Source organism: Candidatus Pseudomonas phytovorans, assembly GCA_029202525.1.
In the GTDB taxonomy this organism is placed as follows: Bacteria; Pseudomonadota; Gammaproteobacteria; order Pseudomonadales; family Pseudomonadaceae; genus Aquipseudomonas; species Aquipseudomonas phytovorans.
The window spans coordinates 1-15,712 of the sequence record CP119325.1; the positions used below are offsets into that span (position 1 = coordinate 1).

Consider the following 15,712-nt stretch of genomic DNA (forward strand, 5'->3'; position numbering starts at 1 on the left):
AAAACCCCTACCTGCATGCGCAGATAGGGGTTTTGCGAAATGAATCTTGACGATGACCTACTCTCACATGGGGAAACCCCACACTACCATCGGCGATGCATCGTTTCACTACTGAGTTCGGGATGGGATCAGGTGGTTCCAATGCTCTATGGTCGTCAAGAAATTCTGTAGCCAGAATGTCCAGATGGACAGCCCAGCGAATCCGGATATGTGATATTTGTGGGTTACGTTTGAACTTTCGGTTCTTTCGTCTTCACCACCACAATTTGGCGCTTCTTGTTCAGAGGCCTGCACAAATTGCTTGGGTGTTATATGGTCAAGCCTCACGGGCAATTAGTATTGGTTAGCTCAACGCCTCACAGCGCTTACACACCCAACCTATCAACGTCGTAGTCTTCGACGGCCCTTCAGGGGATTCTAGATCCCAGTGAGATCTCATCTTGAGGCAAGTTTCCCGCTTAGATGCTTTCAGCGGTTATCTCTTCCGAACATAGCTACCCGGCAATGCCACTGGCGTGACAACCGGAACACCAGAGGTTCGTCCACTCCGGTCCTCTCGTACTAGGAGCAGCCCCTCTCAAATCTCAAACGTCCACGGCAGATAGGGACCGAACTGTCTCACGACGTTCTAAACCCAGCTCGCGTACCACTTTAAATGGCGAACAGCCATACCCTTGGGACCGGCTTCAGCCCCAGGATGTGATGAGCCGACATCGAGGTGCCAAACACCGCCGTCGATATGAACTCTTGGGCGGTATCAGCCTGTTATCCCCGGAGTACCTTTTATCCGTTGAGCGATGGCCCTTCCATACAGAACCACCGGATCACTAAGACCTACTTTCGTACCTGCTCGACGTGTGTGTCTCGCAGTCAAGCGCGCTTTTGCCTTTATACTCTACGACCGATTTCCGACCGGTCTGAGCGCACCTTCGTACTCCTCCGTTACTCTTTGGGAGGAGACCGCCCCAGTCAAACTACCCACCATACACTGTCCTCGATCCGGATAACGGACCTGAGTTAGAACCTCAAAGTTGCCAGGGTGGTATTTCAAGGATGGCTCCATGAGAACTGGCGTCCCCACTTCAAAGCCTCCCACCTATCCTACACAAGCAAATTCAAAGTCCAGTGCAAAGCTATAGTAAAGGTTCACGGGGTCTTTCCGTCTAGCCGCGGATACACTGCATCTTCACAGCGATTTCAATTTCACTGAGTCTCGGGTGGAGACAGCGCCGCCATCGTTACGCCATTCGTGCAGGTCGGAACTTACCCGACAAGGAATTTCGCTACCTTAGGACCGTTATAGTTACGGCCGCCGTTTACCGGGGCTTCGATCAAGAGCTTCGCTTGCGCTAACCCCATCAATTAACCTTCCGGCACCGGGCAGGCGTCACACCCTATACGTCCACTTTCGTGTTTGCAGAGTGCTGTGTTTTTAATAAACAGTCGCAGCGGCCTGGTATCTTCGACCGGCATAAGCTTACGGAGCAAGTCCTTCACCTTCGCCGGCGCACCTTCTCCCGAAGTTACGGTGCCATTTTGCCTAGTTCCTTCACCCGAGTTCTCTCAAGCGCCTTGGTATTCTCTACCTAACCACCTGTGTCGGTTTGGGGTACGGTTCCCAGTTATCTGAAGCTTAGGAGCTTTTCTTGGAAGCATGGTATCAACCACTTCGTCGCCTAATGGCAACTCGTCATCAGCTCTCGGCCTTAGAATCCCGGATTTGCCTAAGATTCCAGCCTACCACCTTAAACCTGGACAACCAACGCCAGGCTGGCCTAACCTTCTCCGTCCCTCCATCGCAATAACTGGAAGTACAGGAATATTAACCTGTTTTCCATCGACTACGCTTTTCAGCCTCGCCTTAGGGACCGACTAACCCTGCGTCGATTAACGTTGCGCAGGAAACCTTGGTCTTTCGGCGTGGGAGTTTTTCACTCCCATTGTCGTTACTCATGTCAGCATTCGCACTTCTGATACCTCCAGCAAGCTTCTCAACTCACCTTCACAGGCTTACAGAACGCTCCTCTACCGCATCATCATAAGATGATACCCGTAGCTTCGGTGCATGGTTTGAGCCCCGTTACATCTTCCGCGCAGGCCGACTCGACTAGTGAGCTATTACGCTTTCTTTAAAGGGTGGCTGCTTCTAAGCCAACCTCCTAGCTGTCTAAGCCTTCCCACATCGTTTCCCACTTAACCATGACTTTGGGACCTTAGCTGACGGTCTGGGTTGTTTCCCTTTTCACGACGGACGTTAGCACCCGCCGTGTGTCTCCCATGCTCGGCACTTGTAGGTATTCGGAGTTTGCATCGGTTTGGTAAGTCGGGATGACCCCCTAGCCGAAACAGTGCTCTACCCCCTACAGTGATACATGAGGCGCTACCTAAATAGCTTTCGAGGAGAACCAGCTATCTCCGAGCTTGATTAGCCTTTCACTCCGATCCACAGGTCATCCGCTAACTTTTCAACGGTAGTCGGTTCGGTCCTCCAGTTAGTGTTACCCAACCTTCAACCTGCCCATGGATAGATCGCCCGGTTTCGGGTCTATACCCAGCGACTAAACGCGCTATTAACACTCGCTTTCGCTACGCCTCCCCTATTCGGTTAAGCTCGCCACTGAATATAAGTCGCTGACCCATTATACAAAAGGTACGCAGTCACCTAACAAAGTAGGCTCCCACTGCTTGTACGCATACGGTTTCAGGATCTATTTCACTCCCCTCTCCGGGGTTCTTTTCGCCTTTCCCTCACGGTACTAGTTCACTATCGGTCAGTCAGTAGTATTTAGCCTTGGAGGATGGTCCCCCCATATTCAGACAAAGTTTCTCGTGCTCCGTCCTACTCGATTTCATTGACAAGAGATTTTCGTGTACGGGGCTATCACCCACTATGGCGGCACTTTCCAGAGCCTTCCACTAATCTCAAACCAACTTAAGGGCTGGTCCCCGTTCGCTCGCCACTACTAAGGGAATCTCGGTTGATTTCTTTTCCTCAGGGTACTTAGATGTTTCAGTTCCCCTGGTTCGCCTCTTGCACCTATGTATTCAGTACAAGATAACCAGCTTATGCTGGCTGGGTTCCCCCATTCAGAGATCTCTGGATCACAGTCTGTTTGCCGACTCCCCAAAGCTTATCGCAGGCTACCACGTCTTTCATCGCCTCTGACTGCCAAGGCATCCACCGTATGCGCTTCTTCACTTGACCATATAACCCCAAGCAATCTGGTTATACTGTGAAGACGACATTCGCCGAAAATTCGTACGTTGCTCTTTCGAGCAGAACTCACAAATTTTACCTTAGCCTGATCACACACCAGTGAAAGTGCGTGTCAGTCTATTTCTATCACATATCCGAATTTTTAAAGAACGGTCTGACAAAAGTCAGAAATCAACATTCACAGGGAATGTTCATTACTGAGTTCTGATCAGCAAATGAATCAAGCAATTCGTGTGGGTGCTCATCAGCAGGCTGATGTCGTCGATTAAGGAGGTGATCCAGCCGCAGGTTCCCCTACGGCTACCTTGTTACGACTTCACCCCAGTCATGAATCACACCGTGGTAACCGTCCTCCCGAAGGTTAGACTAGCTACTTCTGGTGCAACCCACTCCCATGGTGTGACGGGCGGTGTGTACAAGGCCCGGGAACGTATTCACCGCGACATTCTGATTCGCGATTACTAGCGATTCCGACTTCACGCAGTCGAGTTGCAGACTGCGATCCGGACTACGATCGGTTTTGTGAGATTAGCTCCACCTCGCGGCTTGGCAACCCTCTGTACCGACCATTGTAGCACGTGTGTAGCCCAGGCCGTAAGGGCCATGATGACTTGACGTCATCCCCACCTTCCTCCGGTTTGTCACCGGCAGTCTCCTTAGAGTGCCCACCATAACGTGCTGGTAACTAAGGACAAGGGTTGCGCTCGTTACGGGACTTAACCCAACATCTCACGACACGAGCTGACGACAGCCATGCAGCACCTGTGTCAGAGTTCCCGAAGGCACCAATCCATCTCTGGAAAGTTCTCTGCATGTCAAGGCCTGGTAAGGTTCTTCGCGTTGCTTCGAATTAAACCACATGCTCCACCGCTTGTGCGGGCCCCCGTCAATTCATTTGAGTTTTAACCTTGCGGCCGTACTCCCCAGGCGGTCAACTTAATGCGTTAGCTGCGCCACTAAAATCTCAAGGATTCCAACGGCTAGTTGACATCGTTTACGGCGTGGACTACCAGGGTATCTAATCCTGTTTGCTCCCCACGCTTTCGCACCTCAGTGTCAGTATCAGTCCAGGTGGTCGCCTTCGCCACTGGTGTTCCTTCCTATATCTACGCATTTCACCGCTACACAGGAAATTCCACCACCCTCTACCGTACTCTAGCTTGCCAGTTTTGGATGCAGTTCCCAGGTTGAGCCCGGGGCTTTCACATTCAACTTAACAAACCACCTACGCGCGCTTTACGCCCAGTAATTCCGATTAACGCTTGCACCCTCTGTATTACCGCGGCTGCTGGCACAGAGTTAGCCGGTGCTTATTCTGTCGGTAACGTCAAAACACTAACGTATTAGGTTAATGCCCTTCCTCCCAACTTAAAGTGCTTTACAATCCGAAGACCTTCTTCACACACGCGGCATGGCTGGATCAGGCTTTCGCCCATTGTCCAATATTCCCCACTGCTGCCTCCCGTAGGAGTCTGGACCGTGTCTCAGTTCCAGTGTGACTGATCATCCTCTCAGACCAGTTACGGATCGTCGCCTTGGTGAGCCATTACCTCACCAACTAGCTAATCCGACCTAGGCTCATCTGATAGCGCAAGGCCCGAAGGTCCCCTGCTTTCTCCCGTAGGACGTATGCGGTATTAGCGTTCCTTTCGAAACGTTGTCCCCCACTACCAGGCAGATTCCTAGGCATTACTCACCCGTCCGCCGCTGAATCGAAAAGCAAGCTCTTCTCATCCGCTCGACTTGCATGTGTTAGGCCTGCCGCCAGCGTTCAATCTGAGCCATGATCAAACTCTTCAGTTCAATACTGCTTGGGTTTTTAAGAAACCCTAAACTTGGCTCAGCAATCTCAAATGACTATGTGATTTCTCGCATGGTCACTTGTGATGCTGATAATCTTTTTGACTATCAGTCCATACTCACAAGCACCCACACGAATTGCTTGATTCAATTTGTTAAAGAGCGTTTGGTTAAGAGCTTTTCGTCTCAACCGAGGCGCGCATTCTACGCTTTCCTCAGAGCCTGTCAAGCGTTTATTTTGAAGTTTTTTGCGAGAATCTCGTTCAACTTCAAACACTTGGCTCGCTGCGATCTCTCGTAGCGGGAGGCGAATAATACAGCGTTTAAATCCGCTGTCAACTGCCTTTATCACCGCCGCCGATCTTTCGATCGAAGCCCTTACAGCGCCTTTCGAATCGTCTAACTCGTTGAATCTCAAGGAGTTTGTCGTTCCGTTGTCGCTGGAAGTGGGGCGCATTATAAGGGGATTCGAAACCCCGTCAACCTTTAATTTCAAGAAACTCTAATATCGCTGAAAAACAAAGCGGGGAGGCCTACCGGCCTCCCCGCTTCTATATAGCTACACCTGCAGGCATTCACTCAGCCTTGAGGGTAACCCGGCCAAACGACTTCTTGCCCGCCTGGCATACATGGGTAGCACCAAGAACAAACATGAAGTCCTTGTCGACCACCGCACCATCTACCTTAACAGCACCGCCACCCAGCAAGTCCCGCGCTTGAGCCGAGTTCTTCACCAGGCCTGCACGGTTCAGCACTGCAGCAATCGGCAGGTCTTCCGCCGCAGCCACTTCGATCTCCGGCAAGTCTTCCGGCAGCTCACCTTCCTTCATACGGTTGCCCGCTGCACGGTGAGCATTGGCCGCAGCCTCTTCACCATGGAAGCGCGCAACGATCTCTTCCGCCAGCTTGATCTTGATGTCGCGCGGGTTCGCCCCCTTGGTAACGTCGGCGCGGAACTGCTCGATCTCTTCCATCGAACGGAAACTCAGCAGCTCGAAGTAACGCCACATCAAGGTATCCGGGATCGACACCAGCTTGCTGTACATCACCCCCGGCGCTTCCTGGATGCCTACATAGTTGCCCAACGACTTGGACATCTTTTTCACGCCATCGAGCCCTTCGAGCAGTGGCATGGTCACGATGTTCTGCGCTTCCTGGCCATAGGCGCGCTGGAGCTCACGACCCATCAGCAGGTTGAACTTCTGATCGGTACCGCCCAGCTCGACGTCCGCCTTCAACGCCACTGAGTCATAACCCTGCACCAGCGGGTAAAGGAACTCGTGGATGGCGATCGGCTGGTTGGTGGTGTAGCGCTTGTCGAAGTCGTCGCGCTCAAGCATGCGTGCCACAGTGTACTGCGACGCCAGGCGAATGAAGTCGGCCGGGGTCAGCTTGTCCATCCAGGTGGAGTTGAACGCGACTTCAGTCTTGGCCGGGTCGAGAATCTTGAACACCTGCTGCTTATAAGTCTCGGCGTTGTCCAACACCTGCTCACGGGTCAGCGGCGGGCGTGTGGCGCTCTTGCCGCTGGGGTCACCGATCATGCCGGTGAAGTCACCGATCAGGAAGATGACCTGGTGGCCCAGCTCCTGGAACTGGCGCAGCTTGTTGATCAACACCGTGTGGCCAAGGTGCAGGTCAGGGGCGGTCGGGTCGAAGCCGGCCTTGATGCGCAGAGGCTGGCCACGCTTGAGCTTTTCCACCAGTTCCGACTCGACCAGTACTTCTTCCGCGCCGCGCTTTATAAGCGCCAGCTGCTCTTCAACCGACTTCATAGACAAACCCGCAAGGCTCAGATTCAGGGGGAGCCAACCATACAAGATCGGCGGTCAAATACAAGTTTCGCAAAGGAATGTGACCCGGGCACGGGCTTGTGGCGTCTACGCGCCCTTGCGTGAAAATGGATTTGGTTATATTTTATACAGTTATTTCATCTTCATCATGTCATTCATCTTTTCCATTTCACTTTTTTCAAAGTCACCTTACCCATGACCAACGAACCGCCTAAAGCGCCCCCGCTTTATCCGAAAAGCCATCTGTTGGCCGCCAGCGGCATTGCCGCCCTGCTCAGCCTGGCTCTGCTGGTATTCCCTTCCAGCGAAGTGGAAGCCAAGAAAACCACCCTAAACCTCGAACTGGAGAGCCCTGCCGAGCAGTTGAAAGACGAATCCCGCGCTGCACCCCTGGTGCAGGCCGAAGGTGAGCAAGGCTCACCATTCGCCCAGATCGAAGAAGCCACCCCCGAGACACAGAAGGCCGAGCAGTCAGCCCCTGCCGCCGAACCAGTCGCCGAGGCCCCTAAAGAGCCCGGCCACCGCGAAGTCACCGTGGCCCGTGGTGACACCCTGTCCACACTGTTCGCCAAAGTCGGCCTGCCAGCCAATGCGGTGCACGACCTGCTGGCCAGTAACAAGCAGGCCAAGCAGTTCAGCCAGCTCAAGCACGGCCAGGTGCTGCAGTTCGAGCTCGACAAGGATGGCCAACTGACCAGCCTGCACAGCAAGGTCAGCAACCTCGAAACCATTCGCCTGACCAAGTCCGCCAAGGGCTACACCTTCAACCGTGAAATCAGCAAACCCTTGGTGCGTACCGCTTATGCCCATGGCGTGATCAAGAGCTCGCTGTCGGCTTCAGCCCAGCGCGCCGGTCTGTCCCACAGCATGACCATGGACATGGCCCGGGTGCTGGGTTACGACATCGACTTCGCCCAGGATATTCGCCCAGGCGACGAGTTCGACGTGGTGTTCGAGCAGAAGGTGATGGACGGCAAGGTCGTAGGTACCGGCAACATCCTGTCCGCCCGCTTCACCAACCGCGGCAAAACCTACACGGCCGTGCGCTACACCAACAAGCAGGGCAACACTACCTACTACACCGCTGACGGCAACAGCCTGCGCAAGGCCTTCATCCGCACACCCGTGGACTTCGCCCGCATCAGCTCGCGCTTTTCCGCTGGCCGCAAACACCCGATCCTGAACAAGATCCGCGCCCACAAAGGCGTCGACTACGCCGCCCCGCGCGGTACGCCAATCAAGGCTGCCGGTGACGGTCGCATCGAACTGGCCGGGCGCCGTGGCGGTTACGGCAACACTGTGATCATCCAGCACGGTAACCGTTACAAAACGCTGTACGGCCACATGCAGGGCTTTGCCAAGGGCATCAAGACTGGCAGCCCGGTGAAGCAGGGCCAGATCATCGGTTACATCGGCACCACCGGCCTGTCCACCGGCCCGCACCTGCACTACGAGTTCCAGGTCAACGGTGTGCACGTCGACCCGCTGAGCCAGAAAGTGCCGATGGCCGACCCGATCACCAAAGGCGAGCGCCAGCGCTTCCTGCAGCAGAGCCAGCCCCTGATCGCCCGTATGGATCAGGAAAAGGCCACCCTGCTCGCAGCGAACAAGCGTTAGTCCATGGCGCTCTACCTGGGGGTGATGTCTGGCACCAGCCTCGATGGCCTGGACATCGCCTTGACCGAGCAAGGCGAGCAGCTTGAACTGCTCGCCACGCACTACCTGCCGATGCCTGCCGACCTACGCCAGGAACTGCTGGCCCTGTGCAGCAGTGGCCCGGACGAGATCGCACGTGCAGCCTTGGCGGAAAACCGTTGGGCCACACTGGCCGGCGAAGGCATTCGCCAGCTGCTTGCCAGTCAAGGGCTGCAGGCCGGCGCCATCCGCGCCATCGGCAGCCATGGCCAGACCATCCGCCACGAACCCGCACGCGGTTTTACCGTGCAGATCGGCAACCCGGCGCTGCTCGCCGAGCTTACCGGCATCAGCGTGGTTGCCGACTTCCGCCGGCGCGACGTGGCAGCGGGCGGCCAAGGTGCGCCGCTGGTCCCGGCCTTCCACGAAACGCTGTTCGGCCACCTGGGCCAGCGCCTGGCAATCCTGAACGTAGGCGGCTTCAGCAACCTCAGCCTGATCGAACAGGACAAGCCGGTCCATGGCTTCGACTGCGGCCCGGGCAATGTGCTGCTGGATGCCTGGATCGAGCGCAAGCGCGGCCAGACTTACGATGCCGATGGTGCCTGGGCGGCCTCGGGCATCGTGCAGGCGGAGTTGCTCAGTGCACTGCTGGCCGACCCGTTCTTCGCTGGCAACGGCCCGAAAAGCACGGGCCGCGAGGTGTTCAACCTAGCTTGGCTGGATGGCCACCTGGCGGGCCTGCCCGCTTACCATGAAGTGGATGTACAGGCGACATTGCTGGAGCTTACCGCTCGCAGCATCATCGACTCGCTCAGCAATGCCCAGCAGGGCACCGAAGCATTGCTGGTATGCGGTGGTGGCGCACGTAACGGCGCACTGATGGCCCGCCTCGGCCAGTTGCTGCCCGAGGCCAGCGTCGCCAGCACCGGCGCCCACGGCGTAGACCCGGACTGGGTCGAGGCCATGGCCTTTGCCTGGCTGGCTCACTGCTGCCTGGAAGGCATCAGTGCCAACCGCCCAAGCGTGACGGCGGCCAAGGGCCTGCGGGTACTGGGCGCAATCTACCCGGCATAGCGGCTACGCCAGAAAGCAAAACGCCGCGCAATTGCGCGGCGTTTTCGTGTGACCTGGCCTCAGATCGAGAACGAGGACCCGCAACCGCACGTTGTGGTAGCGTTCGGGTTCTTGATCACAAAGCGCGAACCTTCCAGGCCTTCCTGGTAGTCCACCTCCGCGCCAGCCAGATACTGGAAGCTCATCGGGTCGACCACCAGCGACACGCCTTCGCGCTCGACGATGGTGTCGTCTTCGGCCACATCCTCATCGAAAGTGAAGCCGTACTGGAAGCCCGAGCAACCACCACCGGTCACGAACACCCGCAGTTTCAGACGTTCATTGCCTTCCTCATCGACCAGGTTCTTCACTTTCAGGGCTGCCCCATGGGTGAATTCCAGACCAGTAGGGGTGAAGGTTTCGACGCTCATGTTGACTCTCCCGGCGCAGTTGCCGCCTTAAAACTCGATGACGCGCATTATCCGCTTTCCCGAGAAAATCGGTCAAGAATTGTGCGGCTTTAGTCGTGACGAACAAAATGGCCCGCGCAAGGCGGGCCATCGTTCGATCGCAGCTCGTTTACGGCAGCAAGCCCGCGTGGGACAGGCCCATACGCTCGTCCAGGCCAAACAGGATGTTCAGGTTCTGTACCGCCTGGCCAGAGGCGCCCTTGACCAGGTTGTCGATTACCGACAGCACCACCACCAGGTCGCCCCCCTGTGGGCGATGAACGGCAATACGGCAGACGTTGGCGCCACGCACACTGCGAGTTTCCGGGTGGCTGCCGGCTGGCATCACATCGACGAACGGTTCGTCGGCGTAGCGCTTCTCGAACAGCGCCTGCAGGTCGACCGAGGTGTCGACCACATTCGCGTAAAGGGTGGCGTGGATGCCACGGATCATTGGCGTGAGGTGCGGCACGAAGGTCAGGCCGATGTCTTTGCCTGCCGCCAGGCGCAGGCCCTGGCTGATTTCCGGCAGGTGGCGATGGCCCTTCACTGCATAAGCCTTCATGCTTTCGCCGGCCTCGCAGAACAGCGAACCCACTGCTGCACCACGACCAGCGCCGCTCACACCCGACTTGCAGTCGGCGATCAGGCGCGACGGGTCGGCAAGGCCCGCTTCCAGCAGTGGCAGGAAGCCCAGCTGGGTGGCGGTCGGGTAGCAACCCGGCACGGCGATCAGGCGCGCCTGGCGGATCTTCTCACGGTTGACTTCAGGCAGGCCGTACACCGCGTCCTTGAGCAGTTCTGGCGCACCGTGCGGCTGGCCATACCACTTGCCCCACTCGGTAGCATCCTGCAGGCGGAAGTCGGCCGAGAGGTCGATAACTTTGGTGCCAGCCGCCAGCAGTTCACCGGCCAGGGCATGGGCAACACCGTGCGGGGTGGCGAAGAACACCACATCGCAGGCGGCCAGGGCTTTGCTGTCCGGCACGCTGAACGCCAGACCGTCATAGTGGCCGCGCAGGTTCGGGTACATGTCCGCCACCGCCACGCCGGCCTCGGAGCGCGAAGTGATGACCGCCACTTCGGCCTGTGGATGCTGCGCCAGCAGACGCAACAGTTCGACGCCGGTGTAACCCGTGCCGCCGACGATACCGACCTTGATCATAACGCTTGCCCCTTATCAACGAGCCGTCTGGAAAGCGCACGATAATAGGGGGGCGAAGCGCCTGTAACAACTCTTCGGGTGACCCTTCGGGCGCTTGACCACTACTATCTGACGACCGTGAATACCTGAAGGAACTCCCTCCATGCTTTACCTATGGATCAAAGCGCTGCATATCGTCAGCGTGGTCTGCTGGTTCGCCGGCCTGTTCTACCTGCCGCGGCTGTTCGTCTACCACGCCCAGAGCCAGGACAGCATCAGCCAGGAACGCTTCGTGACCATGGAGCGCAAGCTGTACCGCGGCATCATGAACCCGGCGATGATCGCCACTTACGTCTTCGGCGCCTGGATGCTCTACCTCACCCCCGGCTGGCTGAGCCAGGGCTGGCTGCATGCCAAGCTGACCCTGGTCATCCTGCTGACCGGCTACCATCACATGTGCGGCGCCCAACGCAAACGCTTCGCCAACGGCAACAACACCCGCAGCCACGTCTACTATCGCTGGTTCAACGAAGTGCCCGTGCTGTTCCTGCTGGCCATCGTAATTCTGGTGGTGGTCAAACCGTTCTGACATAGCCACTCGTTCAAGGAGCCTTGCCATGTCGCTACCTGCCTCGCTCGAACAACGCCTGCGCCTGCCTGTGGTCGCGGCGCCGATGTTCCTGATCTCCAACCCCGAACTGGTGCTGGCGTGTTGCGCCAGCGGCGTGGTCGGCAGTTTCCCGGCCCTTAACCAGCGCGACAGCGCCGGTTTCAAGGCCTGGCTAGAGGAGATCGAGGCAGGCCTGGCGCAATTGCAAGCACCCGCCCCCTATGCAGTCAACCTGATCGTTCACCCCACCAACCCACGCCTGCAGGCCGACCTGGCCTTGTGCGTGGAGCATCGCGTGCCGATCGTCATAACGAGCCTGGGAGCAGTCAAGGAAGTGGTCGATGCCGTGCACGGCTACGGCGGTCTCGTGTTCCACGATGTCACCACGCGCCGCCATGCCGAGAAAGCTGCCGAAGCGGGTGTCGACGGGCTGATCGCCGTGGCTGCCGGTGCAGGCGGCCATGCAGGCACCTGGAGTCCGTTCGCCCTGGCTGCGGAAATTCGCCAGTTCTTCGACAAGACCCTGCTGCTGGCCGGCTGCCTCAACCACGGCCACGAAATTCTCGCCGCCCAATTGCTGGGGGCCGACCTGGCCTACATGGGTACGCGTTTTATCGCCACCAAAGAAAGCCAGGCCCAGGACGCCTACAAGCAGATGCTGCTCGATGCACATGCCGCCGACATCATTCACACCCCGGCAGTGTCTGGCATCCCTGCCAGCTTCCTGCGCTCGAGCCTGGAACAGGCTGGTTACGACATGAACGCCCTCAAAGGCGGCCACGAGCCAGGCAAGCTCAAGCCTATCGACGACGAAGCCAAGGCCTGGAAGACCGTATGGTCGGCGGGCCAGGGCGTTGGCGAAATCAATGACCTGCCCAGCGCCAATACGTTGATCCAACGGCTCCAAAAGGAGTACCAGCAAGCCCTGGAACGGTGCCAGGCTCTGCGCGCCCGGACCTTGTAGCAAAAGGCAACACCTAGCCCGGCCACGCTGTACACTAGGCGCCCTCTTCCGCCCTCAGGAGCCTTGCATGACCCGTTACGCCATGATCACTGGTGCTTCCAGCGGCCTGGGCCTGGCCCTGGCGGAAGCGCTGGCACGGCGCGGGCGCAACCTGATCCTGGTGGCACGCCAGCGTGAAACGCTGGAACCCGTGGCCATCGAGCTGACCCAGCGCTTTGGTGTCGAGGTGCTGCTGCGCGCCTGCGACCTCAGCCAGCCGCTGCGCCTGTCTGGCTTCGTACTGGAACTGGAAGAAGGCGAACGGCGTATCGACCTGCTGGTCAACTGTGCCGGCTTGCGCACCTACGGGCCATTCCTGGCCCATGAGTGGGCCGACGAACAGGACCTGCTGGAGGTCAACGTCCTGGCCCTGAGCCGCCTGTGCCACGCCATCGGCAACCTGATGGCCGTGCAGGGTGGTGGGCAGATCCTCAACGTCGCCGGCCTGGCCGGCGTGGCACCCGGCCCGTGGATGGCAGCGTACGCCGCCAGCAAGGCATACGTGCTGAGTTTTTCCCATGCCCTGCGCGAAGAACTCAAACGCGCCGGCATCAAGGTTTCGGTGCTGTGCCCCGGCCCGGTACGCTCCTCGCGCCGGCGCATTGCGCGACTCGATGGCAAACCCCGCTGCCTCAGCCCCGAGGAAGTGGCGCTGTATACCGTGCGTGCGCTGGACAAGAACCGTGCACTGATCATGCCTGGCCGGCGCAACCGCTGTCTGGCATTTGCCCCGCGCCTGCTGCCTCGATGGCTGGTGTGCAAACTGGCCGGTGCCCTCCACCGCCGCTATTGCCCGGCCGGCATGGAATAGCCACTGGGCGAGCGGCGCTCGGCTGAGTACACTCGGCCCGACCCTCACCATGGAGCAAGTGCTGTGGACGATCTATTCCTCAAAATCATCAACCGGGAAATCCCGGCGGATATCATCTACGAAGACGACCAGATCCTGGCCTTCAAGGACATTGCACCCGCGGCACCGGTACATTTTCTGGTCATCCCGAAAAAACACATCCGCACGCTCAACGACCTGACCGAAGAAGACAAGGCCCTGGCTGGCCACATCCTGTTCACCGCCCAGCGCCTGGCGGTCGAGCAAGGCTGCGAGGAAGGTTTCCGCGTGGTCATGAACTGCAACCCGAAAGGCGGCCAGACCGTCTACCACATCCATATGCACGTGCTTGGCCAGCGCCAGATGAACTGGCCACCGGGCTGATCCACGGCAAGCGACCCCGCCGCTATTGCGGTAAACTGTCGGGCACATTCTTGCGGAGGTGCCCGATGGCTACCGAACGTCACTACTCGCCGCTCGACCGCTTGTTGCTGCAGGCCGATACGGCCATGCGCACCTTGCTGCCCTTCAGCGGCCAACCTGCCCGGCCATCGCCGGCCATTGTGCAGCCGGACGTCGACCTGGACGAGCAGCAGACCCGCCACATTGCCGGGCTGATGCGTATCAACCACACCGGTGAGGTGTGCGCCCAGGCGCTGTACCAGGGCCAGGCCCTGACCGCCAAGCTCCCCGAAGTACGCAAGGCCATGGAGCATGCCGCCGAGGAAGAAGTGGACCACCTGGCCTGGTGCGAACAGCGCATTCGTCAACTGAACAGTCACCCAAGCGTGCTCAACCCCCTGTTCTACGGCATGTCGTTCGGCATCGGCGCACTCGCCGGCCTGGTCAGCGACAAGGTCAGCCTGGGCTTCGTCGCCGCTACCGAGCACCAGGTGTGCAAGCACCTCGACGAGCATCTGGAACAGATCCCGCACGAAGACGAAAAGTCCCGGGCGATCCTCGAGCAGATGCGCATCGACGAAGAGCAGCACGCCGAGTCTGCACTGGAAGCCGGTGGTTATCGCTTCCCGGCCCCGGTCCGCTTTGGCATGAGCTTGCTGGCCAAGGTCATGACCAAGAGCACCTACCGCATCTGAAGGCATCACCATGACGGATCGTTTCGACGCCAAGGACCTGGCGCGCGCCGTGCAAGCCGGCATTCTCCAGCCGGGCCAGGACCAAAGCCTGCTGGCATTCCTGCGCCAGCAACCGGCAGCACGCGGCAGCTTCCAGCTGGCCCATGTCGCCTTCTATTTTGGCGCCATGCTGATCATGGCAGCCATGGGCTGGTTGCTCACCGAGGCCTGGATGAGCATCGGTGACGGCGCACTGCTGGTCATCGCCAGCTTCTATATCCTGCTGATCACCCTGTTCGCCCTCAACCTGCAGCGCCGGGCCCAACCTGTTGCTGCCGGGGTACTGGCGGCCGTCGCGGTCAGTATCGTGCCCCTGGCAGTCTTTGCCATCGAACGCCTGGCCGGCTGGTGGCCACTGGACGATGCGCAAGCCAACTATCACCAGTACTACACCTACGTGCAGGGCGGCTGGCTGGCCATGGAAGCGGCCACGGTACTTGCCGGTTTGCTGATGCTGCGGCTGATCCCCTACCCGTTCGTCGTCATGCCGATAGCCGTGGCACTGTGGTTCATGTCGATGGACTTGAGCGAATGGGTGTTCGGCTCGCCGTTCAGCTGGGAGCAGCGCCGCGAGGTTTCTCTGTGGTTCGGGCTAGGAATGCTGGTGGTGTTCCTGGTGGTGGACGGCCGCACGCGCGAAGATTACGCCCGCTGGGGCTACCTGGCCGGGCTGGCGGCATTCTGGGGCGGATTGACGTTGGTGGACAGTGGCAGCGAACTGGGCAAAGCCCTGTACTGCCTGATCAACATTGCGCTGATGGGCATGGCGGTGCTTCTGCGCCGGCCGGTGTTCATGGTGTTTGGTGCGCTGGGGGTAGCAGCTTACCTGGGGTATCTTTCGTACGACGTGTTTGCCGATTCGTTGCTGTTCCCGGTGGTGGTGACCTTGATCGGGCTGGCGGTTATCTGGCTGGGGCTGGTTTACCAGAAGCGGCGGGAGCGCTTGAGCCAGGTGATGCGAGGCTGGCTGCCAGAATGGGTGCAAGCTGCACTTCCCGCGCTTCGGAGCTGATATTGTCGGGGCCGCTTTGCGGCCCCAA

General features: G+C 58.5%; 11 protein-coding genes and 3 rRNA genes. 8 read left to right on the forward strand and 6 right to left on the reverse strand.

Annotation, left to right across the window (positions count from 1 at the left end; genetic code table 11):
• Window positions 1–44: 44 nt before the first annotated feature.
• The 4 genes from rrf to tyrS all read right to left on the reverse strand — a co-directional run bounded on the left by rrf (window position 45) and on the right by tyrS (window position 6,792).
• Window positions 45–160: ribosomal RNA gene (rrf, locus tag P0Y58_00005) — 5S ribosomal RNA — on the reverse strand.
• A gap of 152 nt (window positions 161–312) precedes the next feature.
• A 23S ribosomal RNA gene (locus P0Y58_00010) occupies window positions 313–3,205 on the reverse strand.
• Window positions 3,206–3,483: 278 nt separating this feature from the next.
• Window positions 3,484–5,020 (reverse strand): 16S ribosomal RNA (locus P0Y58_00015).
• The 16S, 23S and 5S rRNA genes sit together here, the layout of an rRNA operon.
• Window positions 5,021–5,592: 572 nt before the next feature.
• Window positions 5,593–6,792: a tyrosine--tRNA ligase gene (gene tyrS, locus P0Y58_00020; GenBank protein ID WEK30612.1), complete on the reverse strand. Its 1,200-nt coding sequence runs from the start codon at window positions 6,790–6,792 to the stop codon at window positions 5,593–5,595.
• Between the two features lie 213 nt (window positions 6,793–7,005).
• Between tyrS and P0Y58_00025 the strand changes: the two genes are divergently transcribed.
• Together P0Y58_00025 and P0Y58_00030 are read left to right on the forward strand one after the other, a co-directional pair.
• Window positions 7,006–8,427 (forward strand): peptidoglycan DD-metalloendopeptidase family protein, encoded by a 1,422-nt coding sequence (locus P0Y58_00025; protein WEK30613.1) that lies wholly within the window; start codon window positions 7,006–7,008, stop codon window positions 8,425–8,427.
• A gap of 3 nt (window positions 8,428–8,430) precedes the next feature.
• Complete coding sequence (locus P0Y58_00030; protein WEK30614.1) at window positions 8,431–9,522, forward strand: anhydro-N-acetylmuramic acid kinase; 1,092 nt, start codon at window positions 8,431–8,433, stop codon at window positions 9,520–9,522.
• Between the two features lie 59 nt (window positions 9,523–9,581).
• Here the strand turns inward: P0Y58_00030 and erpA are convergent, their stop codons facing one another.
• Together erpA and argC are read right to left on the reverse strand one after the other, a co-directional pair.
• The gene (gene erpA / locus P0Y58_00035; GenBank protein ID WEK30615.1) at window positions 9,582–9,932 is read right to left on the reverse strand and encodes an iron-sulfur cluster insertion protein ErpA; all 351 of its coding nucleotides are present in this window, start codon (window positions 9,930–9,932) and stop codon (window positions 9,582–9,584) included.
• Between the two features lie 148 nt (window positions 9,933–10,080).
• A complete protein-coding gene (argC, locus tag P0Y58_00040) occupies window positions 10,081–11,115 on the reverse strand; it encodes an N-acetyl-gamma-glutamyl-phosphate reductase (protein ID WEK30616.1) in 1,035 nt (344 codons plus the stop codon).
• A gap of 142 nt (window positions 11,116–11,257) precedes the next feature.
• Here argC and hemJ point away from each other — a divergent pair, with 142 nt between their 5' ends.
• The 6 genes from hemJ (at window position 11,258) to P0Y58_00070 (ending at window position 15,684) form a co-directional block, all read left to right on the forward strand.
• Window positions 11,258–11,683 (forward strand): protoporphyrinogen oxidase HemJ, encoded by a 426-nt coding sequence (gene hemJ, locus P0Y58_00045; GenBank protein ID WEK30617.1) that lies wholly within the window; start codon window positions 11,258–11,260, stop codon window positions 11,681–11,683.
• 28 nt (window positions 11,684–11,711) lie between these two features.
• Entirely contained in the window at window positions 11,712–12,668 is a 957-nt protein-coding gene (locus P0Y58_00050; protein WEK30618.1) for a nitronate monooxygenase family protein, read from the forward strand.
• A 67-nt stretch (window positions 12,669–12,735) separates the two neighbouring features.
• Window positions 12,736–13,518, forward strand: coding sequence for an SDR family oxidoreductase (locus tag P0Y58_00055; protein ID WEK30619.1), 783 nt, complete (start codon window positions 12,736–12,738; stop codon window positions 13,516–13,518).
• Window positions 13,519–13,581: 63 nt separating this feature from the next.
• Window positions 13,582–13,920, forward strand: a complete 339-nt coding sequence (locus P0Y58_00060; protein ID WEK30620.1) for a histidine triad nucleotide-binding protein — start codon at window positions 13,582–13,584, stop codon at window positions 13,918–13,920.
• Window positions 13,921–13,985: 65 nt separating this feature from the next.
• Window positions 13,986–14,633 (forward strand): 2-polyprenyl-3-methyl-6-methoxy-1,4-benzoquinone monooxygenase, encoded by a 648-nt coding sequence (coq7, locus tag P0Y58_00065; protein ID WEK30621.1) that lies wholly within the window; start codon window positions 13,986–13,988, stop codon window positions 14,631–14,633.
• A gap of 10 nt (window positions 14,634–14,643) precedes the next feature.
• Window positions 14,644–15,684, forward strand: coding sequence for a DUF2157 domain-containing protein (locus P0Y58_00070; protein ID WEK30622.1), 1,041 nt, complete (start codon window positions 14,644–14,646; stop codon window positions 15,682–15,684).
• The last annotated feature ends 28 nt before the right edge of the window (window positions 15,685–15,712 follow it).

Excerpts from the sequence above, each read along its gene's own strand:
- P0Y58_00055 (WEK30619.1), top strand. The coding sequence starts at position 12,736 with ATGACCCGTTACGCCATGATCACTGGTGCTTCCAGCGGCCTGGGCCTG.
- P0Y58_00070 (WEK30622.1), top strand. The coding sequence starts at position 14,644 with ATGACGGATCGTTTCGACGCCAAGGACCTGGCGCGCGCCGTGCAAGCC.
- erpA (WEK30615.1), bottom strand. The coding sequence starts at position 9,932 with ATGAGCGTCGAAACCTTCACCCCTACTGGTCTGGAATTCACCCATGGG.
- tyrS (WEK30612.1), bottom strand. The coding sequence starts at position 6,792 with ATGAAGTCGGTTGAAGAGCAGCTGGCGCTTATAAAGCGCGGCGCGGAA.
- P0Y58_00050 (WEK30618.1), top strand. The coding sequence starts at position 11,712 with ATGTCGCTACCTGCCTCGCTCGAACAACGCCTGCGCCTGCCTGTGGTC.
- argC (WEK30616.1), bottom strand. The coding sequence starts at position 11,115 with ATGATCAAGGTCGGTATCGTCGGCGGCACGGGTTACACCGGCGTCGAA.
- hemJ (WEK30617.1), top strand. The coding sequence starts at position 11,258 with ATGCTTTACCTATGGATCAAAGCGCTGCATATCGTCAGCGTGGTCTGC.
- coq7 (WEK30621.1), top strand. The coding sequence starts at position 13,986 with ATGGCTACCGAACGTCACTACTCGCCGCTCGACCGCTTGTTGCTGCAG.
- P0Y58_00025 (WEK30613.1), top strand. The coding sequence starts at position 7,006 with ATGACCAACGAACCGCCTAAAGCGCCCCCGCTTTATCCGAAAAGCCAT.
- P0Y58_00030 (WEK30614.1), top strand. The coding sequence starts at position 8,431 with ATGGCGCTCTACCTGGGGGTGATGTCTGGCACCAGCCTCGATGGCCTG.